At 48.1% G+C, this 25,665-nt stretch carries 23 protein-coding genes and 1 riboswitch; of the genes, 10 read left to right on the forward strand and 13 right to left on the reverse strand.

Going from position 1 to position 25,665, the window contains the following annotated elements; translation table 11 throughout:
* Positions 1-2 precede the first annotated feature (2 nt).
* A complete protein-coding gene (locus tag QOL74_RS01685) occupies positions 3-1,103 on the forward strand; it encodes an NADH:ubiquinone reductase (Na(+)-transporting) subunit F (protein ID WP_283407690.1) in 1,101 nt (366 codons plus the stop codon).
* Between the two features lie 164 nt (positions 1,104-1,267).
* Entirely contained in the window at positions 1,268-3,340 is a 2,073-nt protein-coding gene (locus QOL74_RS01690; RefSeq protein ID WP_283407691.1) for a methyl-accepting chemotaxis protein, read from the forward strand.
* A 135-nt stretch (positions 3,341-3,475) separates the two neighbouring features.
* Here the strand turns inward: QOL74_RS01690 and QOL74_RS01695 are convergent, their stop codons facing one another.
* The 4 genes from QOL74_RS01695 to QOL74_RS01710 form a co-directional block, all read right to left on the reverse strand.
* Positions 3,476-4,555: an ABC transporter ATP-binding protein gene (locus QOL74_RS01695; protein ID WP_283407692.1), complete on the reverse strand. Its 1,080-nt coding sequence runs from the start codon at positions 4,553-4,555 to the stop codon at positions 3,476-3,478.
* A gap of 29 nt (positions 4,556-4,584) precedes the next feature.
* Positions 4,585-6,273, reverse strand: coding sequence for an ABC transporter permease (locus QOL74_RS01700; protein WP_283407693.1), 1,689 nt, complete (start codon positions 6,271-6,273; stop codon positions 4,585-4,587).
* Positions 6,239-7,318: an ABC transporter substrate-binding protein gene (locus QOL74_RS01705; RefSeq protein ID WP_283407694.1), complete on the reverse strand. Its 1,080-nt coding sequence runs from the start codon at positions 7,316-7,318 to the stop codon at positions 6,239-6,241. The genes QOL74_RS01700 and QOL74_RS01705 overlap by 35 nt, the downstream gene beginning before the upstream one ends.
* Before the next feature lie 177 nt (positions 7,319-7,495).
* Entirely contained in the window at positions 7,496-8,290 is a 795-nt protein-coding gene (locus tag QOL74_RS01710; protein ID WP_283407695.1) for a DeoR/GlpR family DNA-binding transcription regulator, read from the reverse strand.
* Positions 8,291-8,468: 178 nt separating this feature from the next.
* Between QOL74_RS01710 and QOL74_RS01715 the strand changes: the two genes are divergently transcribed.
* The 6 genes from QOL74_RS01715 to QOL74_RS01740 are packed head-to-tail and all read left to right on the forward strand — an operon-like array spanning position 8,469 to position 14,135.
* Positions 8,469-9,443, forward strand: a complete 975-nt coding sequence (locus tag QOL74_RS01715; protein WP_346771696.1) for a carbohydrate ABC transporter permease — start codon at positions 8,469-8,471, stop codon at positions 9,441-9,443.
* 15 nt (positions 9,444-9,458) lie between these two features.
* Positions 9,459-10,304 (forward strand): carbohydrate ABC transporter permease, encoded by an 846-nt coding sequence (locus tag QOL74_RS01720; protein ID WP_283407696.1) that lies wholly within the window; start codon positions 9,459-9,461, stop codon positions 10,302-10,304.
* A gap of 55 nt (positions 10,305-10,359) precedes the next feature.
* On the forward strand, positions 10,360-11,715 hold the full coding sequence (locus QOL74_RS01725; RefSeq protein ID WP_283407697.1) for an extracellular solute-binding protein: 1,356 nt from the start codon (positions 10,360-10,362) through the stop codon (positions 11,713-11,715).
* Positions 11,716-11,717: 2 nt separating this feature from the next.
* Complete coding sequence (locus QOL74_RS01730; RefSeq protein ID WP_283407698.1) at positions 11,718-13,220, forward strand: CehA/McbA family metallohydrolase; 1,503 nt, start codon at positions 11,718-11,720, stop codon at positions 13,218-13,220.
* Complete coding sequence (locus QOL74_RS01735; RefSeq protein WP_283407699.1) at positions 13,195-13,929, forward strand: HAD family hydrolase; 735 nt, start codon at positions 13,195-13,197, stop codon at positions 13,927-13,929. Before QOL74_RS01730 ends, QOL74_RS01735 begins: the two co-directional genes overlap by 26 nt.
* Positions 13,926-14,135, forward strand: coding sequence for a hypothetical protein (locus QOL74_RS01740; RefSeq protein WP_283407700.1), 210 nt, complete (start codon positions 13,926-13,928; stop codon positions 14,133-14,135). The genes QOL74_RS01735 and QOL74_RS01740 overlap by 4 nt, the downstream gene beginning before the upstream one ends.
* 98 nt (positions 14,136-14,233) lie before the next feature.
* Here the strand turns inward: QOL74_RS01740 and QOL74_RS01745 are convergent, their stop codons facing one another.
* The 6 genes from QOL74_RS01745 to QOL74_RS01770 form a co-directional block, all read right to left on the reverse strand.
* Entirely contained in the window at positions 14,234-15,031 is a 798-nt protein-coding gene (locus tag QOL74_RS01745; protein WP_283407701.1) for a class I SAM-dependent methyltransferase, read from the reverse strand.
* A 91-nt stretch (positions 15,032-15,122) separates the two neighbouring features.
* Positions 15,123-15,986 (reverse strand): ABC transporter permease, encoded by an 864-nt coding sequence (locus tag QOL74_RS01750; RefSeq protein WP_283407702.1) that lies wholly within the window; start codon positions 15,984-15,986, stop codon positions 15,123-15,125.
* Positions 15,983-16,987, reverse strand: a complete 1,005-nt coding sequence (locus QOL74_RS01755) for an ABC transporter permease (RefSeq protein WP_283407703.1) — start codon at positions 16,985-16,987, stop codon at positions 15,983-15,985. The genes QOL74_RS01750 and QOL74_RS01755 overlap by 4 nt, the downstream gene beginning before the upstream one ends.
* Positions 16,988-17,027: 40 nt before the next feature.
* Complete coding sequence (locus QOL74_RS01760) at positions 17,028-18,728, reverse strand: ABC transporter ATP-binding protein (RefSeq protein ID WP_283407704.1); 1,701 nt, start codon at positions 18,726-18,728, stop codon at positions 17,028-17,030.
* A 48-nt stretch (positions 18,729-18,776) separates the two neighbouring features.
* Positions 18,777-20,435, reverse strand: coding sequence for an ABC transporter substrate-binding protein (locus QOL74_RS01765; RefSeq protein WP_283407705.1), 1,659 nt, complete (start codon positions 20,433-20,435; stop codon positions 18,777-18,779).
* A 138-nt stretch (positions 20,436-20,573) separates the two neighbouring features.
* The gene (locus tag QOL74_RS01770) at positions 20,574-21,116 is read right to left on the reverse strand and encodes a cob(I)yrinic acid a,c-diamide adenosyltransferase (protein ID WP_283407706.1); all 543 of its coding nucleotides are present in this window, start codon (positions 21,114-21,116) and stop codon (positions 20,574-20,576) included.
* 125 nt (positions 21,117-21,241) lie between these two features.
* Positions 21,242-21,432: riboswitch (cobalamin riboswitch) on the reverse strand.
* 225 nt (positions 21,433-21,657) lie between these two features.
* Here QOL74_RS01770 and QOL74_RS01775 point away from each other — a divergent pair.
* A complete protein-coding gene (locus tag QOL74_RS01775) occupies positions 21,658-22,356 on the forward strand; it encodes a TVP38/TMEM64 family protein (RefSeq protein ID WP_283407707.1) in 699 nt (232 codons plus the stop codon).
* A gap of 35 nt (positions 22,357-22,391) precedes the next feature.
* Here the strand turns inward: QOL74_RS01775 and QOL74_RS01780 are convergent, their stop codons facing one another.
* Genes QOL74_RS01780 through QOL74_RS01790 form a run of 3 tightly spaced genes read right to left on the reverse strand, consistent with a single transcriptional unit; the run spans position 22,392 to position 24,706 of the window.
* Entirely contained in the window at positions 22,392-23,246 is an 855-nt protein-coding gene (locus QOL74_RS01780) for an energy-coupling factor ABC transporter ATP-binding protein (RefSeq protein ID WP_283407708.1), read from the reverse strand.
* Positions 23,234-23,947, reverse strand: a complete 714-nt coding sequence (locus QOL74_RS01785) for an energy-coupling factor transporter transmembrane component T family protein (RefSeq protein ID WP_283407709.1) — start codon at positions 23,945-23,947, stop codon at positions 23,234-23,236. Before QOL74_RS01785 ends, QOL74_RS01780 begins: the two co-directional genes overlap by 13 nt.
* Positions 23,948-23,956: 9 nt before the next feature.
* Positions 23,957-24,706, reverse strand: a complete 750-nt coding sequence (locus QOL74_RS01790) for an energy-coupling factor ABC transporter permease (protein ID WP_283407710.1) — start codon at positions 24,704-24,706, stop codon at positions 23,957-23,959.
* Between the two features lie 682 nt (positions 24,707-25,388).
* Here QOL74_RS01790 and QOL74_RS01795 point away from each other — a divergent pair.
* Positions 25,389-25,664 carry a hypothetical protein gene (locus tag QOL74_RS01795; RefSeq protein WP_283407711.1) on the forward strand — a complete coding sequence of 92 codons (276 nt, stop codon included), beginning with the start codon at positions 25,389-25,391 and terminating at the stop codon, positions 25,662-25,664.
* Position 25,665 lies beyond the last annotated feature (1 nt).

Raw genomic sequence — 25,665 nt, forward strand, 5'->3', positions numbered from 1 at the left:
CTGTGGCGGAAATTGTCCAAACAGTTCTCATTATCACCGGCATATCAGGATCTCTGGCATTGGTGCTAACCCTCGCCAATCTGTATATCGCCAACTACGGTGAGTGCAAAATTGTCATTAATAACGATAAAGAACTGGTGGTAGACGGTGGCAGTTCGCTGCTTTCCACCCTGAATGAGCAAGAGTTGTTTCTTCCTTCTGCCTGTGGCGGCAAAGGCACCTGCGGACTCTGCACCTGCAAAATTCTTGAAGGCGGCGGCCCTGTACTTCCCACTGAAACGCCCTTTTTCACCAAAGATGAACTGGCCGACAACATGCGTCTTTCCTGCCAGGTTAAGGTCAAACAGGATATGAAACTGAGTATTCCCGAAGACCTCTTGAACGCCCGTAAATATGAGGCTGTGGTTGAATTCATCAAAGATGAAACGAAAACCATCAAACTGCTGCGTTTTAAAATCACCGACGGGCAGGAAGTTGATTTTAAAGCCGGCCAGTACGTCCAGTTGCTGGCTCCTCCTTATCCCGGGAATCCAGAATCAGTCTACCGGGCTTATTCGGTAGCTTCCTCTGCTAAGGAAAAAAATGCCATTGAGCTGATCATTGGATATGTGGAGGAAGGTCTGGTCACCACCTATGTTCACCAACATCTTTCTGAGGGAGACGAGGTTTCCTTCAACGGTCCTTTTGGTGACTTTTATCTCCGGGATTCAGATGCTGAGATTATCCTGGTGGCCATTGGTACGGGAATTGCCCCCATTCGCAGTATTCTGTACCAGATGAAGGATGAACAGATTCAGCGGAAAGCCACTTTCTTCTTTGGAGCCCGTACCCAAAAAGACCTGGTATGCGCGGAGGAAATGTACGCATTTGAAAAGAGCATTCCCAACTTCCACTTCCGACCAGTCTTGTCGCGGGAGCCAGACGATTCCGGGTGGGAGGGTGACCGGGGTCGTGTCACCGACTCGATTCAAACCTATATTGAGGAAGGCATTGACCAGGAAGCCTATATGTGTGGCAGCCCTGTCATGATTGAGTCAGCTGTGATTGAACTGAAAAAGAAAAAGATTCCTGAAGAGAGAATATTTTATGATGAGTTTGGATAATCCTCAAAAACCCAATTATGCAAGTCCTTTCGAAAGCGAGACACAACGCAATGCTTGTGTTTCGTTTTTTTAAGTCTTTTAACCTATTATTGATGACAACGGCATTATTTATCGGTATAATTCTTTTATTTTAATAACGCAATTTATAGGAAGAGGTGTATTAAATGAGTTTTGTATCTAAGGGTCTGACCGGCAAACTAATTCTTTTCTTCGGCTTGTTGATGATATTTGTCAGCGCCACTTTTGGGCTGGTCACTTATCGGGTATCCGGTAATATTGTGGAGCAGGAAATTCAGGAACGACTGGAACATCAAATGGATGCCACCAGTCATGAAATCGAAAACTACCTTACTGCCCATAACAACGTGGTGCTCAGTTTGTCTAAAGCCGTTGAAGCCACTGGAATTACCATGACTCCTGCCCAGTACCAGACACTCCTGTCAGGCGCTTCCATGATAAATGAAGCTGCTTTGGGTGCCGGGGTATGGTTTGAGCCCTTTCAATATGACTCTGACATTCGTTATTTTGGCCCCTATGTCTACAAAGATGAGAATCAGTTAGTCTATACCGAAGAATATGCCACTGAGGATTATGACTATCCCAGCCAGGACTGGTATACCATGGCTAAAGGACTTCAGGATCAGGTGGTATGGACCGAACCCTATTATGATGAAGTGTTGGACTATACGTTTATAACTGCCACTGCTCCTCTTTATAATGACCGCGGCCAGTTTATGGGTGTGGTTACCGGCGACATGGGCCTCGATGTGCTTCAGGATATTGTTCGCAACTTGGAGGTTGGTCTCATGGGCGAAGCGCATTTGCTGGACGCCAGCGGTAACTTTATTGCTTCTGCCGATCCCCATCGAGTGATGAATCAGCCACTGATTCAGGATAGTGACACAGACTTGGCCCAGCAGAGCGACCTGATTCTCAACAATTACCAAGGGCAGTTCTCTTTTAGAAACTCCGATGGTCTTCATTATGGTTTTTTCACCGAGATCCCTCAAACAGGATGGACACTGCTCTTAACCATCCCACATAGTGAAGTGGCCATGGCCATGCAGGTGCTCCGCCGTGATATCCTGATTCTCAGCCTGATTGTTCTCCTCATTGCCATTGCTGCAACAGCATTGATTAGTCGATCCATCACCCGACCCATCATCCGACTGTCCGCTATAATCGATCGTTTCTCAAATTATCAGTTAGCGCTAAACCCAGCTGATCAGATTGAGTCAGACAGTCGTCGCAAAGATGAAATTGGCACAATTGCCCAGGCTTTGTCACGCATGCAACACAATTTTGTTGCTCTTGTGAATGATATTGCCCACCACGCCGAACAAGTGGCAGCTTCTTCTGAAGAATTGACAGCCACCACTGAGCAAACCGTCATTTCAGTAACTGAAGTTGCCAAAGCTACTGAAGAGATCGCTTCGGGGTCCAGTTCTCAGGCCAAAGATACCGAGAATGGTGTTGCACATATTCAGGAGTTGGGTCAATTGATAGAGGCAGAACAACAACACGTTTCTGATTTGCAAAGTGCCATTCAGGCAGTATCGCATTTAAAGGATGAAGGCATCACTTTACTGGCTGACTTGAACCAGAAGACCCGGGTGGTCAAAAGTTCATCCCATGAAGTGGGAACCATGATCCACGCCACCAACTCCAGTGCTGAGAAAATCGCCGTTGCCAGTGATATGATCAAGAATATTGCCGAACAGACCAATCTTTTAGCTCTTAACGCAGCCATTGAAGCCGCACGGGCCGGCGAAGCCGGCAGAGGGTTTGCAGTGGTGGCTGATGAAATTCGTAAATTGGCGGAACAATCAAACCGGTTCACCGAGGAAATCGCTAAAATAATTCAGGAATTATCTGAGAAAACTGAACAGGCAGTGATCACCATGGATGAAGTTGGCACAGCCATCACTTCTCAGGCTGAAAGCGTTTCAATGACTGACGCCAAGTTTGAAGGAATACGAGATGCCATTGTTATCAGTGAAGCTCGCATTGCCACCATCACCAAGGGCAGTCAGGAAATGGAGGCCAAAAAAAGACAAATTATTGATATCATCCAGAGTCTCTCCTCCTCTTCTCAGCAAAATGCTGCAGTTACAGAGGAGGTTTCGGCTACCGTGGAAGAACAGGCATCCTCCATGGATGAGATTGCCAACGCCAGTGAATCGCTTGCTCAGATGGCCGAGGATATGCAGAAAGCCATTCAACGTTTTAACTGGTAATGGAAACAAAACAGATCAATACCCCTTTTATAACCCGTGTATTTGCATTGATCATTTACGGCCACTGAAACAAGTATGTGGTCACATGCTGACGCCACATGGAGATCAACCCCATGTGGCGTTTTGCTGTCGTTTTTATTTTGGAATCACCTGCAAACGACTGATTCGAAAACGTATCGTATCTTCAATTTCAAAGGCTCCTGCACCTGACGGAGCATCCATTTTCACCACCTCATCTGAGGGCGTTTCAATAAAATAACGGGTCACCGCTCCTAAAAAAGATTTTTGAATTAGGGTTCCATTTAAAAAGCCTTCTTCATCGGGTATTGCATCTTCCGGCCTGAAAAAAATCTGCACATCGACGGTTTTTTCTTGTTTCAACTCTCGGTTTGAACCTTCATCAACAGTCAGATGAAGGTCCTCTTTAATTTGATTCCATTGTTGGCCCAAACACTTAAGCTGATAGATGTTTTCTGATAGACGCCTCATTTGAGCTTTCACAAAGTTCCCATAGCCAATGAAGTCGGCCACAAAAGCAGTCGTCGGCCGATAATAGATTTCTTCCGGCGACCCGATTTGTTCAATAATTCCCTGATTCATCACCGCCACCCGGTCGGCAATGGCTAACGCCTCTTCCTGGTCATGGGTGACATAGACCGCTGTGATACCGGTGGTTTGCTGGATATTTCGGATTTCTTCCCGCATTTCCACCCTCAACTTGGCATCCAAACTGCTGAGGGGTTCATCGAAAAGAAGAATATCCGGCTCCACCACCATGGCCCTGGCGAGGGCCACTCGTTGTTTTTGCCCACCACTGAGGGCGCTGATGGCCCTTTTTTCCAATCCGTCGATTTTCATGAGTTGCATAAAGTGATTCACCCGTTGCTGTATTTCTCTGGCAGGCAGTTTTCGGGTTTTTAGACCATAAGCAATGTTATTGTACACATTCATATGGGGAAACAGGGCGTAATCCTGAAAAACAGTAACAGTTGGCCGTAGTTCCGGCGGTTTTGCGGTGATGTCTTCGTTTCGGAAAACAATGACTCCTTCATCGGGCATGATCAATCCGGCAAGCATGCGCAGAATGGTTGTTTTGCCACAGCCGCTGGGACCCACTAGCACCAGCAGTTCACCTTCCTTAATAAAGAGATCTATCTTTTTAACCGCTTCCACTGCCTCGTATTTTTTAGTTACCTGATGTAATCCCAGTGTCATGGCCTAAGCCCTCCTTTCGAAGCTCCGATCTATTTGACTGCCATTTTCTCCTTTATTCTACAAAAGAGGGCTGGCATCTTCCAAAGCAGGTGAAGCCCGGCCAAACCCAACACCGTGAAAACAACCAGTGTAAAGGCATAAGCAGCTCCTTCTCCCAGTCTACCGGAATTTACCGCCCGAAATATTTCAAAGGTAATGGTAACATATCGTGGAGTAATGAGAAAAATGATAGCCCCGATAGTAATCATCACATGAATAAACCCATGAAGCATGCCCGCTTTATAGGCAGGAAAAAGAATGGGGACTATAATCCGGGTGAAGGTATGCCATCGGGAGGCTCCCAGATCTCTGGAGGCTTCTTCTAAGTTATTGGAAACCTGCTTCAGAATTGCCTTGGCACTGTTAAAACTGATGGGAAGCTCGCGAATCATACACACAATGATAATGATCATAGCCGTGCCGGTCAGGGCCAGGGGCGGCCGGTTAAAGGCCATCACATAACTGATACCCATAACGGTTCCTGGCACAGCAAAAGGTGCCATGGCCATGTGATTAATGGCAGTTCTCACAAGTCCCCGGCTGCGTTGATACAAATAAGCAGCTGTAATACCCAGCATCGGTCCTATGAGAGCAACTCGAAAAGCAAAATAGAGACTGTTTTGCAGGCTTTTTGATATTTGAAAACGAGCAGTTTGAAAGTGACGGAGACTAAAACTAAAATCATATCCCCACACATTGGTAAAGGCACCGGCTGCCACAGTGAAAAACTGGGTCACAATCAACAGGGAAAAGAGCGTTGCCAGCAACCCATTCAATAGAGAATAAGGATTTTCATTGGTATGATCTACCAGTTCACTGGTTTGTTCTGCAATATTGGCAGAAACAAACTCTTTGTTTTTCAAGAGCAGTCGTTCAACAGTAAACATCCATGAACTGAGAAATAATAGCGCCACACTTAACGTCGCCGCATAACCCAAGTTGTAATTGGACAAGAGCTGAATATAAGCTTCGCTGGCCAGTACCCGATACCCACCGCCCACCAGAATGGGTGTGCCGAAATCCGCCAGTACATTGGCGAAAATAAGAGAGGCCGACGCAATGAGACCCGGTGCCAGTAACGGCAGTGTCACCGTATAAAAGACGCGATACCGGGAAGCGCCCAGATCGGTAGCGCTTTTTTCGATGTTGGGATCGATGCCCCGCAGTACACTGGAAATCACCAGATAGGCTATGCTGGCATTGGCAATGGTCTGTAACACCACTATCATTTGTGGTCCCACTAAGGTGATGCTCATTCCAAGCAACCGGTTGGCAATGAGACCACGCCGTCCAAAAAGCATGATAAAGACAATGGCGCTGACAAAAGGCGGGGAAATCATGTTCAGAATGGCGGCATAATGAAACAGCTTTCGGAATCTTATACGGCTTCTGTGGATCGCCAGGGTAACCGACAGTCCCAGCATGACTGCTAAAAAGGTTGAACTGAAAGTAACCAACAGGGTATTGCGAAAAAGAGTAATATATCGGCCACCCAATAGTTGTTGATAATGAGAGAAGTTCCATTGCCCGTTTTGAAAAAAGCTGTAAGTTAGCATTTTGACCAGTGGAAAGAAAACAAATAACAGCAAAAAGACAGGGACCGCCACGGCAATCCCTGCAAACAGTACATCGCTGATACGTCTTTTATTGAGTATAACGCTGTGTCCATTCTTCAACAATACGATCCCTCTCCTGTGCCGCCCAGGCAAAATCATAATCAACCAGATTCAATTCGTCAAGCGTGGGCACATCTTCCGGCAGGGGTACATTGGGGCGCGTACTGGGCCGGGGGCTGACTTCTGCCAGAAATGCTTGTCCCTCTTCCGTTAATACCCAGTCTACGAACTTTTGCGCAGCTTCCAGATTTTGGGTGCCTTCAATAATGGCCACAGGAGAATGCCACCAGGGTGTACCATCTTCCGGATAGACAACTTCAACTGGGTACCCTTCCCGCAGAGAGTTGATCCCATCAGGACTGATACCTACCAGCACTTCTCCCAAAGACGCCTGCTGTGGCGGTTCACTGCCACGTTCAGCATAATAAGGGATGTTCTGATCCAGGACATCCAGATACTCCCAGCCCGCAACTTCTCCACGCATTTGAATCATGGAAGCAATGGCTGTATAGGCTGTCCCGGAAATACCCGGATTCGGCATGGAAACTTCACCCTGATATGCCGGATCTGTCAGACTTTCCCAGGTGCGGGGAATATCAACACCCAGCTCTTCTGCCAGGGGCTTATTGACTACAAAAGTGACCAAGACAATGGAAACACCTGTCCAATAGCCTTCCTGATCTTTAAACCGGTCTTCGATGCTAATGGCTTCCGGAGATTGGTAGGGATGCAGCAAGCCTTCTTCTGCGGCTACCATAAAGCTGTCGATGCCGCCGCCAAACCACACGTCTCCCAGGGCCCGCCCCGCTTCTGCCCGCATGCGGGATAACACTTCGCCAGAGGACATGCTGAGCATTTCAACTGGAATACCGGTTTCAGATTCAAATTTCTGAGCTATTTCTTCCAGACCGCCATAGGCGGCATAAATTTGCAAAGGTTCTCCGGTATAGGGTTCATCTGCCGGTTCAGCAGCAGCCTCGACAGGCTGTTCCGGCGTTTCCTCCGATACTTCTGTCGGTTCCTCTGCAGGTGCAGGCTGGCAGCCTGTGAACAGTGCCATTATTATGACAAGAACCAGTAAAATAGATAGTATGCTTTTTCTTTCCAAACTGATCTCCTCCCTTTGCCTCTAATAGTAACCGTATCCATGTCGCAACTCAAATCGAATTATCAAATCCAAATCCGCATGAGTATTTAATTTAGAAATGCATCTATCTTTAATCATGAGTAGCCATGATCTTTATAATGAAATTGAACCCTGCCAAGAGGCATGGAAATTGATCATTCACCGCACCCATTCAATACAGTGCTGGTAGCAAATGGCTTCCCACTCTTCATCTTGCTGCTGGTCAGTGATAATAACATCAATTTCATGCCACCCGGCAATCCGATAGGTAGCCGTTTGATTAAATTTGGTGCTGTCAGCAATGAGAATTGCTTTCTTTCCCTGCCTCAAAGCACTTTTTGTCACATTGAAAGCCTCGATATCCACATTCATGCAACCTGCTTTTTTATCAACAGCATCCACCGAAAAAAGTGCTTTTGAAAAATAAAAATCCTTTATGCAGTTCGTCATGAGTGTTCCCTGGGTGGTTAGGATTTCTGAATTGACTTCACCACCCAGAAAAATCAGCCGATGCTGATGATTTTTGAAAACAGATTCGTATCCCTCCATCACATATTTACTTAGCAGGGCAATGGAAGGCGTTACTATGGTAACGTCTTTTTTGCGATTCATAAAGGGCAACAACCAGGTAAGTGTTGACCCTGTGTCCACATACAAACAGTCACCCGGTTCAATATGTTTCATAGCCTGAAAGCACAGCTCTCGCTTCACCTGCTGTTGAACTCCCTGGCGTTGGTGATAATGATACGTTTCCATAATGCGACGCCCCGACTCTTTTTTAAGACCACCATGAACCCGTTCCAGTTGATAAGTTTCTGACAGGTTGTCGAAATCATTCCGAATCGTTTCCGGTGTCACCTTAAAGAGTGCTGCCATTTCAGATACCCCGGCCGAACCCTCTGTTTCAAGAATATGGAGTATCTCAATTCGACGTTTGTCCACTTTTGACGTCATTTCGAACAGTCCTTTCTAAATCCATCTCTTTTTTTCAGCATATCACAAATAATCCAACAAAATACCAAATTTTTACTTTAATTTGCAAAATTTTACCAAACTTTCACAGTCTATTAACCTGTTTTTAACATCTATCTTCTTTGCCACTGATAGGATAGACCCTGAAAGGAGGTAGATGATGGATAAGCACATCGCTCTGTCAGACTCATCATTGCGAACACCCGATTCAGAAAGCACAACCGCTGGTTCAAGCCAGATACAGGATTTGAGAAAGATGTTCATTTGCTGGTGGCACCGTAGTACCGTCCTGCGCTTCATGATTCCATTCATGATCCCCTTGACGATCTTCTGGATTCTACCGCTGATAGGCAGCTTTCTCATCAGCTTCACTGATTGGAACTACATTTCGCCACGCATGAACTTTGTGGGTCTGAACAATTATTTTCATGTCTTCACAAGTCATGGTTTTCAACGGGCAGTTCGTAACACTATCTTATTTTCTCTTGGCACCAATATGACCACCATTGCTTTGGGGCTTGTTATGGCAATGGGTTTCCAAAATCATTATCGCGGTTCACGCTTCTACCAAATGGCCATTTTCAGCCCCTGGGTCACACCGGCTGTGGCTGTGTCAATGGTATGGTCCTGGATTTATCAACCTGAACGGGGGTTGGCAAACTATTTGCTGACATCCCTGGGCTTCGCTCCCCTCCAGTGGCTTCACAGTTCTGATACTGCCATGTTGGGAATTGTGATTTTCACCATCTGGAAAACTGTGGGTTGGACCATGCTTTTTTATATTGGTGCTCTGGAACGCGTTCCACAGAGTCTGTATGAAGCAGCTCACCTGGATGGCTGTTCGGCCTGGAATCGATTCCGCTATATTACACTGCCATTGATTTCTCCCACCACTTTTTTTCTGTTCATTGTCAACATGATCACTTCCATTCAGGTATACGATCAGATTCAGATTATGACTCAGGGTGGTCCGGGAGGAAGCACCACTACGCTTCTCTACCTCTATTATCAACAAGCCTTTCAAAACTTTCAGATGGGACCTGCCAATGCTGTTGCCATGGTAATTCTTGTACTCATTTTGGTGTTGTCAATTCTGAGCATGAAAATCAGCAAACGATGGGTTCACTACGATTAAGGAGGTGCAATTGTCATGCAGTCTCATATACTTAAAACCTGGTTTTTTCACTTGACGCGTCATTTCATTATGGGAAGTATCAGTTTTATCTTTCTCTTCCCCTTATTATGGATGGTACTGGGTGGATTTAAAACCAATAACGAAATCTGGCAGCAACCCTATCGCCTGTTGCCCGGAAACTGGCATTTTACGGATGTGTTTAATACTGCCCGGGGAATTCAATTTGGTCCCTATATCTTTAACAGCCTGCTGGTGGGCATTGTGGGATCTGCTGCCACCATTCTGTGCGCTGCCCTTTTTGCCTATGCCCTTGTGTTTGTTAAAGGCCGTTTTCATCACCGTCTTTTCTGGCTTGTTTTGGTAACATATATGCTGCCATCTGCCGTTACCTATGTTCCTTCTTATGTGCTGCTGGCACGAATGAACCTTCTGGACAGTTTAACCGGACTCATGTTTTCCAATCTGGCCAGTGTCTTTGCCGTGTTTTTTCTGCGCCAGTCTTTTCTTAAAATGAACTATGAGTACATTGAAGCGGCCCAAATGGATGGTGCCAGTCATTTGGCCATTTTACGGCATGTGGTGTATCCCATGAATAAACCCGCATTCATTACAGTCGGACTGTTGACCTTTGTTCAAAATTACAGCAGTTATATGTGGCCCAGTATTATTTTAAGCTCCCGGGAGAAACTGCTGGTTTCCCAGGGATTGCGTCAGTTTTTCATTCAGGAAGGTGCCTATGGCATGAACTGGTCGGAGGTGATGCTGGGCAGCACTTTGACAGTAATCCCCATTCTGGTGATCTTTGCACTGGGTCAACGTTGGTTTACCACTGGAATTACTGAAGACAGCGGCTTAAAGTAGCTGCTGCTAAAGCGACAGAAAATTTCAGGATGAAAACTAAGGAGGAATAAATCAAATGAAACGAAAAGAAATGTGGAAAAAGAGGGTCATGACAGTTATCTGTGCCACTGCCCTGCTGGCAGGAAGCCTGGGCTTGACGGGTTGTACTTCAGGCACCACACAGGAATCTGGTATTGTGGAGGTTGAGTTTTGGCATGCTCTGGGAGGTTCGTTGGGTGATGGATTAATGGAAATTGTGGAAGCTTATAATGAGCAAAACGAAAATGTGGTCATCAAACCCGTTACCATTGGCAGTTACCAGGAAATTGATGAACGCTTACAGGCTGCCTATGCCGCTCGAAATACACCTGCTCTGGTAGCCGGCGGTTCCATGCAGATTTTTTATCAGAATGGTCTTGTATCTCCCTTTGAAGACTATATGCCTGACCATTATGAAAAGGATGATATTGTCGGCGGTTTCATGAATGCTGCCATGCGGGATGGAAAAATGATCTTTGCTCCTGCTTACGGTACTTCTCAGGTCATGTACTACAACAAAGCAGTGTTGTCCAATGCCGGTAAAAGCCTGGATGACCTTTCAAGCTGGCAGTCTTTAGCAGCCATGGCTGATGATATCATTGGAACCGAGACAGGAAAAAGCACCATAGAGTATGTGTGGGAACCCATGTGGGGACCTGACAATGTGGCAGATATTGTTTCCAGTGCCGGCGGCCGCTTTTTGTCTGAAGACGGCACTCAGGTGACCATCAACAGCTCAGAATGGGTGGATGTCCTGGAAACCATGCGCCGTTGGATTCACGATGATCAGATCATGCGGATTCATTCAGGCGGCCAGGGCTGGGAATACTGGTACAAGACCATGGATGACTGGGTATATGGAAAATCACTGGGGTACACTGGTTCACCCGGTGACTACGTCATCGCGCTGGATGCTGTTGCTGAAGCCATTGAAGAAGGTTATATCAATGAGTTCGCCGTTGCTCCCCAGCCCGGATGGTCAAACCGTCCTCCTGCTCCATATTTTCGAAGCCTGATGTACTTTATTCCTGACAGCGCCAATCTTTCCGAGGCTCAAAAAAGAGCCGCTGCCGATTTTGTTGCATTCGCCACAAGCACTGAAAACACAGCTAAATTTGCCATCTCCACCGGTTATGCAGCCGTCCGCCGCTCTGTGCTGGATCTGCCCGAATACCAGGATTACCTGAAAAGCAACCCAGATGCCGATGCAGCCCTTATTCAGATTGACCGCTATGCCGTGCCGGAATTTCTTGATCCCACCGGCGGTGCTATTAGCGGGGCACTTCAAGAAGCGGTGGATCGGGTACAGATCGAAAATGTGCCTGCCAAAACAGCTTTGGATGAAGCCCAGAAAGTTGCCCAGAGTGCCCTCGACAACCATTTGAGCCAATAATCATGGATCTGTTTATTTCTCCAACACACCCCTATGAACGCCGGATCAACAAGGCTGTGGAGACCTGGTGTCTCCACCTGCCTTCTCCGGTTTCACGGTTGACGCTCATTCTTCACATTCCAAAAACGATCAACGCCATTTTAATGCTTTATGACCCAGAAAAGAATTATCTGGGAGAAATCATGCAGGGATCTCACCAACAGCCTCTTATGATCACTCTTAGCGCTGAACCTTCGTGCTATTTTGCCTCAACCGTTTCACCGGTACCAGCATTCATTTGTTTTCGTATGCTGACTGATCCTGCTACTTTTCCTGTTGGCGGGTATCCGTTAAACTTGTCCTGCCTTATGGATGACGCTGATCATCCCCACCTCATTGAAAAGCCGACACCGATGCTTTCACCATTGTTCCTTCCAAACGGATCGACATCTGCTTCAGTTGGTTCTGACTGCTCTGCTACCGTTTCTGAGAAACCCCGCTACTACAAGGGGGATCTTCATGGCCATACCACCCTCTCAGACGGCAGTCTGACACCACAGGCAGCCTTATCTGTTCTGGCACAACAAAAGCTTGATTTCATGGCCTTTACTGAACACAACCGAGTCGCCCAGTGGTTTCCGCTTTCATCCACCCACCTGATCCCGTCTGTTGAACTGACCTTTCAGCAGGGACATGTGAATATTCATGGTCTTTCACATCCAGCTATTTTTGATAATCTGTCAGGTGACAGCCCCTTTTCCCTGGCTGATATCGTTGAGTGGAACACCCACCCGGGTACACATGTATGTGTCAATCATCCTTTTATGGAACCCTGGCATTTCATTGATGATACATTGCTGGTTTCGCAGGTCCAATCACTTGAGATTTTGTGTGATCCCACTTACGCTGGGGCACATACAGCGAATCATCTGGCTGTCGATTTTTGGGATCATCTCTGGAATCAGGGTTATCGGCTGTATGGCGTTGGTGGCAGCGACAGCCATCAATTACCCTCTGAACCTTATGAAGGTGCCCTGCTTCCCAGTCTGTTTGGTGATCCCGCCACCCATGTGGCCGCCAGAAATCTCACCACCGCTTCTCTCATCGACGGACTTCAGCAAGGTCATTCCTTTGTCAGCCGTTATATTGCTCTTTCAGTTGGATTGCAGCCTGAGCCCTTTTTGCCCGGCGACCGAATTCCTGACACTGTTAAAGCTGTCACCTGGGCTGTTACTGTCACTAATTTTGAGCAGTCTCCCGTACTGCCTGCCTATTGGGCTGTTGTCTACCTTAATGGTCAACCTTACCACCAGCAGCGCTTAACCGCTGATCAACCCTCTTTTGAAATCACTATTCCGGTAACAGGCGATACTGGTTATAGCCGTATCAGTCTGCTGGATGAACAACACACGCTCCATGCATTCACTAACCCTGTTCACTGGGGCCACCCACATCCGCCGGACCGCCCCCTCGGACATTTGATAAAGGAGTTTTTTAAACGTGATCAAAGGCGTTCTTTTCGATAAAGACGGTACCCTTATCCCTTTTCAAGAGTTTTGGCATTCTATTTATGCCGATTTTTTTCACAGCCTTCAGTATGAATGGCTGATTCCCGATGAGGTTGTCTCAGATCTGAAAACAGTATCTGGGTTTAATGAAACTCATTTTGAAAAAGAAAGCCTTCTTCAGCATGCTTCCACCCGTCAACTGCTACGGCTGTGGGAAACCAGACTGGCATTGCATTGTCGCCCCGACGGCACTCGGTGCTCATATGAGAAGCTGTCTGATTTGCTGTCTTACCATAGCACGTGGCCACATCGCCCCATCAGTCCACTCCCCGGTGTCGTCAGCACTCTATATGCCCTCGAAAAATCAGGCATACGACTTGGCATTGCCACCGCTGACACTCTCAGTTCAACCCGTTTCACCCTCTCTCAGGCTGGGTTGCTGTCTTCTTTCCATTTTATTGGTGCCGATGACACTGTGTCTGCCGGAAAACCCAGCCCGGAAATTGCCCGTGCCTTTTTTCACCAGGAAGGTTTGCATCCCCGGGAAGTGGTGGTAGTGGGCGACAGTCTTTCAGATCTTGCCTTTGCCATGCAAGCCGGCACCCAGTTCATTGGGTTGGATACTCCCTATAATGACAGTGATGGTTTTCGCAAGGCAGGTGCTTTAACCGTCAAGCGCTTTGATGACATTTTGCCGTTGATCATAACATGGGGGATGGTATCATGAACCTGGACAGAAGCTGCCAACTTGTCGGGTGGGTTTTGTTTATTATTTGCAGCATTTTTTACCTCATTTCCGGTATTCACTCCCAGGATAGCCTGGTGATCTGGGGCAGCCTGCTGTTTTTGATTGCTTGTCTGGTCTTCATGTTTCCACTGATGGTTTATCTGATTTCTTCTTTTCACAGTAAAAAGGATTCTTCCAATGGCTGAAGTGTCTTCCATCAGAGAATCCCTGTTTGACCTTTTTTTGTAATACTGCTTCTTACTTCCCTTTTTCTGCTAAACAACACCATTTAGACGTTCTTTCGTTATTTAGTCCAAAACAGTTCGCCCACGGTCACATCGGTTATTTCTGTCACCACATTATCAACTGCCTGTGTTTGCAGAAAATCAGCGATCTTCTTATGCTGCTCTTTTGTTAAAGAGTGGCTCATCAGCAATCTTTTGGTGTAATGATCAATGGCTTCCTCCAAACTCATGGACTGTTCCCACCGGCGGTCAAAATGGTTTCGGGTAAAAGAATATCCCTGCTGCTGAAGCACATGATCTGTATAGTCAATTTTATTGGTGTAGGGGGCAGGAAACCCGTCGTATGGTCCTGAATCCACTTGAAGATGCCTGTGCAGCGCATCTCCCAGACTGTCATTCCTTCTGACGAAGGCACTGAGATAGCAGGCTTTACGACTGGCTTTCATGAGTTTATCCAGGGTTTCCGCATTGTGAACACCCGGAGACATGGATGCCATCACTAAATCAAAGGCACCTTCCCATTGGTGAGTTTCCAGGTTTGTTTCACGCCAGTCCATTTCCAGCAACGTGAGATTCTTAACGCCTGCCATTGCTGCCCGTTCTTTGCAAAACGCGAGCATTTGAGAAGAAACATCCAGTGCTGTGACCCACCAAGTGCGTTCTGCCAATGGCACCGCATAAGTGCCGGGTCCACAGCCAATGTCCAGCACCTGACTTTCACTGTTGATCAGTCCCCCTGCTTCCAAACGGCTCACCAACGCTTCCCGTTCTGCTGAACGTTCTGCTGCTTTTTGGTCAAAGTGATGTGCCCGACTGTTCCAGAAGGACTGACTGGCTTTTTGCTGTTCTGTGTTCATTGTGTTTCCTCCATTCGTTGTTCATCTGATTGCACCTCTGGCTTACTTTTGCGTATGATTTGTTTCCGATTCTGAGGTGCCGGGGAGTCTGTCACCTGGAGCGCATTCGTGGGTCTGCCAGGGTTTCCAGATCACGCCCTACCAGTGCCAGGCTGGTAACCAGAAGGGTGAGAAAGAGCCAGGGGTAAAAGAGCCACCATTGCCAGTATGGGGTGAGATAGATGCCCCTGAAATTGACAGCATGGTTGATGATCAGTCCCCAGCTACGGGAAGTCGGATCTCCCAGCCCCAAAAAGGCCAGGGATGCCTCTGCCACAATGGCTCGTCCTGAAAGACGGATCATGCTGATCAGCAGCAACGGCATCATTTCCGGAATCAAATGCCGCCCCAGCATGTGCAATAATCCGGCGCCATGATGGGCTGCCATGCGAATATAAGGCTGTTCTTTAAGACTCAGAGTGGTACCCCTCAGGGTACGGGCCGGTGCCGCCCAGGAAAAAAGGGACAAGACCAGCACCATTTGTTTCATGCCCGCGCCAAAGAAAGCGGCCAGTACAATCATGGCAGGCAACCGGGGAATGGCCATGAGGATGTCCACCATCCTCATCAGCAGCCGGTCTATCCAGCCGCCGTACCAACCGGCAATGATTCCGGCTACGCCGCCACCCAGCCCTGCCAGCAAGGCAGTTCCCATACCAATCAGCAGGCTGGTGCGGGCTCCGTAGAGAATCATGGCCCATACATCAAGACCCAGTTGGTCTGTTCCCATCCAGTGGTCCTGGCTGGGAGGGGACAAAGCAGGGCCGGCAGAACGATAAGGTGAATGGGTGGCAATCCAGGGAGCTGCCACAGCCATGAACACCAGCAGGCAGAATACCAGTAAGGCAAGCTTCCCCGGCAGGGTGAACCAGCGAATCGCATTATTGATGGATGTCCATCTCAACTGCCATCTCATGATACCCCACCTTTCTGCCGCCTGGCATGGTTTTTCTTCAGCCGGGGATCCACCTGCTGATAAAGCCAATCAGCCAACCAGTTGGCAGAAAGTACTCCCAGGGTCATCACCAGAAAAACCCCTTGCAGGAGAGGAAAATCCCGGGCTGTGACGGCGCGGCTCATCAGTGTTCCAAGACCAGGGTACTGAAAGACATTCTCAGCCAGAACTGCCCCGCCCATCAACGTCCCCAGCTGCATGGCCACCCGGGTCACCAGGGGAATCATGGCATTTCGCAAAGCATGGTGGACCATCAGGATACGGTGCCGCAGCCCTTTGGCTTTAGCCGTACGAATATAGTCTTTTGTCAGAACGGTACGCAGGCTGTTGCGTACCAGCAGGTAGATCCCTCCCGTCCGGGTCAGGCCCAGGGTCAAAATGGGGAGAACCGCGTGACGTCCGATATCACCCATCTGCTGCCACCAGTTTTCGTACACCATAAAGTGGGTTTTCGCTCCCGACAAAGGAAACCAGTTTTTTCCCGCTGCCAGAGTGACCAGCAATGCCAGCCCCACCAAAAAGGCTGGAATTTCTGAAATCACCATAAAACCGGTATAAAAGAGGCTGTCTTGCCATCGACTGCCCTTCCATGCAGACCAGGCTCCCAGCAGTGTACCTGCCGCCAGACTCAAAAGAAGGGCGCCTGTTGTAATCAGCAGGGTCCAGGGTAAGCGGCGGAGGATCATTTCGCTGACGGGCTGTTTAAAGGCATAGCTGTAACCCAGATCCCCTTTGATCATTCCCCACCAATAATGCCCATATTGGCGAATCAATGGCTCATCCAGTCCATAATAATGCCGGTAGTAGTCTGCCTGTTCTCTGGTGTAAGTGGTAAAAACGTCGCCGCTTTCACCACTCATATGTAAAAAGGGATCTCCGGGCATCAGCCGGGGCAGGGCAAAGTTTAAGGTCAGAATGACCCAGAGGGTCAGTAACCGTCCGACAGTTTTCCTTTTATCCATGAGACAGCCCCGCTTCCATCATCCCTTGCACAGCCTGAAGTTAGCTTTCTACAAGCACCTCGTGGGCAGTCCCTTCCTCCACCAGATTTCCCTGACTCAACACCCATATTCGGTCAGCACATTTACGGGCTAAATTCAGGTCATGAGTCACCAGCAGCAAGGTGAATCCCTGGCTGTTTTGAAGTCCTTTCAAGAGTCGCAACATATTTGCCTGGGTGGAGACATCCAGCATGGCAGTGATTTCGTCTGCGATGAGCACCCGGGGACGCATGACCAGACTTCGGGCGATGGCTACCCGCTGGCACTGACCACCGCTGAGAGAGCTGCAATACCGGTTCAGAAAGGATTCATCTGCTCTTAATCCAAGGGCCTTCATGGCATCAACAAGACGTTTCTCCTGAGTATCTCGAGAGCCGATACCATTGATTTTCAAAGGCTCCAGCACGGCTTGACGCACGGTAAGTCGGTGGCTCAACGCGCTGAAGGGATCCTGAAGCACCAGTTGAATGCCCTGCTCCCGCCTTGCGGCTTCCCGACCCTTCAGCGGTTCTCCCTGAAAAATAATCTCCCCGTTGTCAGCAGAAATCCACCCGGCCAGCAGCCCTGCCAGGGTGGATTTTCCTGACCCGGAGGGCCCCACCAAAGCAGTGGTTTCACCATGACGCAGGTAAAGGCTGGTGGGGTGCAGCGCATCTATTTTCCGGCTCCCCATTTGATAGCTTTTGGATAATTGACGGCCCACCAGTACTTTTTGCAAACCACCCTGATGACATGCCACCAGATGTTGTTCCTCAATCATCTGCAGCATTGGTGGTTTTTCCCTGCAAGAGATACGGGACTGGGTACAGCGTTTAAAAAAGAGACATCCGGAGTGGTCAGATCCATAGACTTCATCTGATACGCCTGCCTCACCGCAGGAATCTGTTACTTCTTTTTCCACCCGCTCAGGAATCCCCCACAAGTCCTTGTAGGGAAACAAATCAGTGGCGGCGTTGAACAATCCGGCGGTATAGGGGTGGGACGGCGACCGAAACAAGCTGGCCGTCGGCGCCTGTTCCACCCCGCGCCCCCCGTAAAGTATCAGCGTTTGATCTGTCATCTGCCGAATGACAGTCAGATCATGGGAGATCAACATCATGGCAAATCCCAGAGACTGCTGCAGTTCCTGAAGGGTGTTCAAATACGCCTGGTGTGAAAGGCTGTCAAGAGAGCTGGTGGGTTCATCCAGCACCAGCCATTTCGGCTCACAGGCCAGTGCCATGGCCAACAGCACCCGCTGGCGCATGCCACCGGAAAGCTGGTGAGGATAGGCAGATTCCCAGTGGGTTTCCAATCCTACAAGAGACAGTAACCGGCGTGCTTCCGCTGCTACTTCCCGGGAAGATATTCCCTGACTTTCCCGAAGGGGCTCAGTCACTTGACGCCCCACAGGCATCACAGGGTTCAAGACTTCAAGGGCATTCTGAAATACCAGGGCCATTTCACGCCAACGCCATCTTTTTAGCTCATTGGAAGAAAAATTGTTCAGATCTCCCCATGCCGTTTGAATCTTTCCGGTTACTTGGTGAGGCGGTTCAATGAGCCCCAAAAGGCTCAATGCCAGTGAGGTTTTGCCACTGCCAGACTCCCCGGCAACGCCCCAGTTTTCATGAGGCCCCAGCGAAAGGGTCAGGTGATCCAGCGCCGTCACCTGACCGGTTGGCGTGTTATACTGAATGCTCAGTTCCTGTATGTGTATCATGAGAGACCACCTCGCTTCCAAGTACCCTTCTTTAAACAAAATTTCACTTTATCGATTTAAGAAAGAAAGCTTGTTGTGCGTCACTTCGTGATGGTCAAAGATATGCATCCAACCATCATAGATATCCCGGCGATAGACGGTGCTGCCGGTATTGAAATAGAGGGGAATTTCAGGCACATCTTCTGCCAGCGCTTCCTGAATCGCCATGATGCTTGCTTTTCGTTCCTGCTCATCCATTATGGTGATTTGCCGGTTCAATTCAGCCGTCAGCCACTCATTCTCATAGCCAGGAACACCATCCGACCAGTCAAAAGCAGCTGGTGCAAAACGATCCCTCAGATAGTCTGCATCTCTGGCCCAGCCTCCATGTCCTGTAAGACCGATTTCATAGGCTCCTTCCGCCAACCGCTGATCCCGGGTATTACTATCCACTGACTGAATGACAACAGTGATTCCCACGGCTTCCAGATGCTCCCGAATCAGCTCTCCCATGCGCACTTCCTGGTTTTGTCCTGTCAAAAGAGTAAAGGAAAGTTCCCCTGGTTCATACCCGGCAGATGCCAACAACGCTTTGGCAGTTTCCGCATCGGGCGCATAGGGATTCAGGTTCGGATGGTACCACCGGTGATCGGGTGGGAGAATCCCCATACTGCCGGGAAGGGCAGCTCCTCTGGCAATTTTATCCACCAGATCTTGTCGGTCAATGGCATAAGCCAAAGCCTGACGTACTTCACGCTGCTGCAGCTCAGGGCGTTGCTGCAGATTCATGCGCAGCCGGTAGCCCCATACGCCTGGCACATCAATCAGGCCATAGACCGACTCGTCTGAAAAGCGCTGGATGACATCCACCGGTATACTCGCCAAATGAATGTCCCCATTTTCCAAGGCGAGAACTTCATCACTCACAGGCACAAACTCAATGACATCCACTGCCTGAGACGGTCCCCAGAAATCATAAAACGCTTCCAGCCGATAGGTGCCGTGCTCTGCGTCATAGTGGGTCAGCTGATAGGGACCCGTCCCAATAACACCTTCGCTGCCGGTAAGGCTTTCAGGGTCTGTCACACCTTCCCAGATGTGCCGGGGAATGATCTGCAGCGCTGTCAGTTCTTCTGTATAGTTGGCATAAGCTTCTCTTAGGTAAATCTCCAGGGAGTGGTCATCCACCTTTCGGACATCTTCTACAAAGGCATCATCTGTCAGTAAGCCTCCATAGCCCACAGGGGGAAATGCCTTGCTGTATGCCAATGTAAACAGCACATCATCTGCGGTGAAAGGGGTGCCATCATGCCAAATCACGTTTTCCTGCAAATACAGCGTCAGCAAAAGGCCATCCTCACTGATTTCCCAGTCTCTGGCCAGCCATGGAACAAATCCATTTTCATCTTTTTCCACCAATCGATCAAAAATTAGATTTACCTTGTAGCGCCCAGGCCCTCTGGAATGGGTGGTATAGGGCTGGGGATATCCGTAATCTCCCCCTGAAAGACGCACAACCACCGGCTCATCAGATGCTTCATCACCTGGATGGTTCTCTTCATCGGTAACTTCCATCACTCTGTCAGATTCTGCCTGTGGGGTTGCAGGAGATGCGCTGTTACTGCATCCTGTTAATATCAACATCATTACCATTAATCCCATCACTGCCAAACCGGCGGTAACGCGCATCTGCTGTTGAAGAACACGCTTCTTTTTAATGAACTGCATCCATTCTCCTCCTTTAGTTGTCAACGATTTCTTTTCGCTTCGCTGAAGATCTGATGACTGCTGGCTGATGACAGCTGACATGCCACGTGTTGATTGAATGCTTATTGAGAATTTCCGCAGCATCATTTTTTTATGCCTTCAATGATTCGCTGCCGTGTCATGCAGGCTGTTGGTTTCATTCATGTCCATATAAAGCGCCAGTGCAAATAACGTGTCTGATAATCGATTCACATAGGTGAGCACCAGATCACTGACTTCTTCTTCCCGGGTAAGCCACAGAATACGCCTTTCCAACCGCCTGCAAACAGTGCGGGCCACATGGAGATGCGCTCCGGGCAACGTTTCTCCTGGAATAACGAAACGGTGAATGTCTGGCACCCGACTCATGAACACGTCAATGATTCTCTCCTGCCTCCATATATGTTCCTGTGTCACCACCGCTTTCAATTTTTCTGGGTTTCGGGTTGCCAGTTCCCCCCCCACCACAAACAGTTCCAACTGAATGTCTGTCAGTACTCTGACAACCTCTTCATTCTCTATGCTTTCTCTGGCAACACTGATGAAGCTGTTTAACTCATCCACTGTTCCGTAGCATTCCACACGGCTTTCGTCTTTAAAGATGGGGTCGCCATTCCACAGGCTTGTTTCGCCGTTGTCTCCTTTACGCGTGTATATTTTCATTTTCTGTGCCTCCATTCCATTTGCTGAACAACACAAAAAAACCCATTTCCGCAAGTCATGAAAAAGGGTTTTGTGCCAACACAAAGCATCTCTTTGGCGTTCCCTCCTTTCCATCTTCCGTGGAAAATCTGGAGCATTTCACGGCAGGTCTCCTGACTTTGCGTCATCGATGAAATATCTCCTTCCCATTGCCTGCAGGCAACAGTGGTTTTGATATTTCTCTCAGCATTACAGTGGCGGGACCGCGTGGGATTTTCACCCACTTCCCTTTTAGCCCGTCTGGTTGTTGACGGGCACCGTGAAACAATCATTTAATTAAGTCGATGGTACCACAGGCCTTCTCAAAAGTCAAATATGATAACGCTTCTCAATCTCGTTTAACTATGATATACTAAAAAGCGGTTTCAGCAAACCTCATTTGTCGTGAACGCACCGGCCTTCGGTAGATCTTTTGTCTGTTGCAATTTCCAGCTGAAGGTTGATGCATCGGAGAAGCATCTGTCCAATGATTGCCGGACTGGTTAAGAAAGGATGACAGTTAATGAAATCTGCTCAACGATTGGCTCAAATCGTTTATTTACTCATCTTTGTCGCCGGCCTTTTTTTTCTTGTCCTTAATCAGGGCCACCACCACACCAAGCTGCATCATTTGATGACAAAACTGCATGAATATCGGTCACAGCATTATTTGTTGGCGGCCTGTGCTTTTTTCTGCGTTCGGTTTTTATGTGCGGCCTTTGCCTTCCCAGGCAGTGGCATGTTTACCCTTATGGGGGGCGCTCTCTTTGGCTGGCTTCCCGGCACTTTTTTGGTGTTGCTGGCCAACAGCACTGGTTCTGTGGTGGTTTTTTTGTTAAGCCGGTATGCTTTTAAAGAATCCCTTGAGAAAAAATACCAGCGGCAATATGCCTGGATCCGCAGGCTTTCTCATCACCGCGGGGCTGCCTTGCTCTTTTTTCTCCGCGTCATTGAAGTTGCCCCTTCTTTTGCAGTCAATTCTTTTTTTGCCCTAACAGAGATGCGTCTGCGCACCTATTTCACAGCAACCGTTCTGGGTGCCCTCCCAGGGATCCTGCTGTTTACAAATTTGGGCGTGCAGGCAGCTTCCATTCGCCAGTTGAATGATTTGGTCAGTCCCATGGTTCTTGCTTCCCTTATTTCTCTGGCCTTGATTCCCTTATTATCCAGCATCGCCTGGTATCTTGCCCGAAATGATTGTTCAACATCACTTAGCAAATAGAACCTTTTAAAAAAAACCTGAAAATAATGGTTTATTTAGCCAATATCTTCAGGGTTTTCTTTATTTTGCAACGCTTTTATCAACCATGCTTCTGCTTCAGCCATGCTCTGGGGCACCGGAACTTTCATCCCCTTCTGATGAAGACGGTGAAACAGTTCTGCCAGCACCGGCGGCTCCAGATTGGCTTCTTTCAGCATGTTTACCTGCCCAAATATTTCCCGCGGGGTACCCCGGGCAATGATGCTTCCCTGATGGAAGACATACACCACATCCGCCAGATCACCCACCACTTCCATGTCATGAGTGGTTATCACCAGTGACACTTCATGCTCCCTGCTCAGGTGATTGAGCAGTCTTATCATCTCCCGCCGGGACTCCGGGTCAAGGGAAAGAAAGGGTTCGTCTAAAATTAAAATTTGTGGCAATGTCACCAGCGCACCCGCCAGGGCTACTTTCTTTTTTTCGCCTCCGCTGAGGTAGTGGGGAATTTTTTCCAGCAGGTGGCTAATCTGCAGCGACGCTGCCACATCTTTCACTTTTTGAAGTACCTGATCTTCTGGAAGTCCATCATTGCGCAAAGAAAAAGCAATGTCGTCATACACTCGAGGTCCAATTATTTGCTCATCCACTTGCTGAAAAACGACGCCCACTTTCCCCCTTATTTTTCGAAAGGATTCATGCGGACGACATCCCAGCACTGTCACAGTTCCCTCAGTGGGGGCCAGAAGCCCCAGCAGGTGGGCCAGCAATGTGGTTTTTCCCGCACCATTGGGTCCAATAATCACCACCCGTTGCCCGGCCTCTACAGCAAAATCAAGGCCGCCAAGATGAACGGCGGTTTTATCGGGATAAACGTGTTTTAAATTAGTTACATGAATTAAAGGTTCCATTTCATCACCGTTCCCATTAAAATGACCATTCCAGCGAGCATCAGTCCAAAATCTGCCGTTCCACGAGGTTTCAGGGAGTGCCTCAACGGGATTCGGCCGCTGTAACCGCGAATGGCGAGAATTTGATAGATACGTTCGCTCATTTCGAAGGCCTGTATCACAAGGGTTCCCAGAGCACGTGTCAGGTTCTGCAGATTTTTAAGAGGGGTCATGGCATCATAGCCGCCCCGAAGTCGAATAATTCTAAGCAGAGCCTGCATCTTCTCCATCAAAAGAAAAAAAGCCCGGTAGGTGAAAATCATGAGGTCCACCAGTAGACCCGGCAATACCTTGGAGAGAGCGGCAAAGATGTCAACGTAAGGGGTGGTTGCAATTAATAGCAGCATGGTCAATGCCGCCCCCACTGCTTTCAGGATAATCACCAAGCCATTAACCCACGATTGCTGTGCCATCATCAATGCAAAAATAAGGCTGAAAAAAGCCGGGTAAAGGGCAAGATGCCCCACCTTTTTCAGAGGAATGCTGCCCATCACAAAAAAAAACAGAATCAATAACAGGAGCAACAATAACTGAGAGAGTTCCCGGCTGATGATCCAGCTGCTCAGCATGAATATGGTGAAGACCAATTTAGATAAAGTTCCCCTGCGGTGAAAAAATCCTTTTCCATTCACTGACAAATGGTCCATTTCTGCTAGATGCATGTTGTCACCCTATCGATCAATTAATTGTGGCTTCACCCGCTGAAAGTAACCAACGATCAGAGATGTACCTGCGGCCTCCAACATCAGCCCTGCCAAAAAAATCGTTCCAACCGCTGCCCATCCCGTAAAGGTGAAATAGCGGATCCGTTCCAGCTCTTCATGAAAGGAACCATGCTGGTGAGAATGGCCATGAGGCTCGTTTTCTTGTGTTTCTGTTAATGTGACAGCAGGCAGTTCATCGTGCTCACCATGATGGTGATGGGGCAACACTTCAGAGAACCCCGCTGTTGATCCCACCAGCAAAACCATCAATACCATAGACAGAGCCACACCTGCCATCGTCGCTCCAAAAGCGCCCTTTCTGACAGAAAGATGCTGCTTCAAACCTTTAAAAACAACAGAACCCACCAGTACCTCGCTGCCAATCAGCAGGGTATTTAACCCCACAATGGTAATTCCCCCATGCCCAAAAGAGGCCAAGATAAGATTCACCACAAAAACTGCCAGAAATCCCATTTTAGGCCCCACTAAAATTCCCGTTAATACTGCCAGGCTCAAATGCACCGGTACCACAAATAACGGTACCGACATGCCGATGATCATAATGGCCGCCGCCATGGCGGTTGCGGGTATTCGTTGACGCGCTTCTGCTGCATCCATGCTTCGGATGATGAGGATCATTATTAACAGACTCACCACATAACCGCCCGCTCCCCAGCTTAAGGGAATAATCCCGTCAGGAACATGGATATGACTCATGATAACGCCTCCCAATTGAAATATGCCATCTATTTCGCTTTATTAAATGCAAATGAATTGCACTTGAGCCTTATTGTACCGTTTCTTTCCTGTCAGGTCAAGGCTTGATTGCAATTCATTTGCACCTACTATGGATGCACTTTCATGAATGAATGGTGACGATATGGCAGCGAAGGGGTAATGCCACAACCCGAAACTGCTTCAGCTATGTCCTGCCACATTGACAACTGCTTCCATGACACTGACAATCCCCTTCACAGCCTCCACAGGTATGTGGAATGTCAATACGCACTGTTTTTGATTTAACTTTTAGATATGTTATGGCGAATACCATCAACAATATGATCAAAGCCAGTATTTTAAATGTCGCCATCCAGTCCATCCGAGCACCTCCCCTCCTTTTATTGATATTGATTATCATTTTAAAATGTACCATGTTCTCTCGCTTATGTCAATCACTGTATCTATTTCCAGGGCATTCATGCCCGATGTATTGCCAATGTGCCAATCACCATTGTTCTCTGCGTATTCGGTTTTTTAACAGATACCCTTGACAAAACCCACATGCAGCATATATCATCTAAATGGAATTGATTATCGATTTCATTACTCGGCCGATAATGCGATGATGATCACTTCTTTATTCTCTTTAATCAGAAAGATGACCGAAAGGAGCGTTATAATGTTGAACCACATTTCCGTCGAACGTCGAAAAATTGTCTTTTTAACTGTTTCAATTCTTATGATTCTTGCTTTTATCATGGTTGCTGTTCCACAGGTATTTGCAGAAATATCCCCCGAGCAGGCAGATGAAATGATTCACGAACTGGAAGAAATTGCCCATGAGCTTGAGCACATTGAAGAATGGATGCGGATTGTTGCATTTTCCGGCATCGGAATATTTCTGGTTCTCGCCGGCCAGTTGATCCTCCAGTACTTATCTTTCAAGAAAAAGTAAG

It is taken from the genome of Anoxynatronum buryatiense (assembly GCF_900182905.1).
Classification (GTDB): Bacteria; Bacillota; Clostridia; order Peptostreptococcales; family Tindalliaceae; genus Anoxynatronum; species Anoxynatronum buryatiense.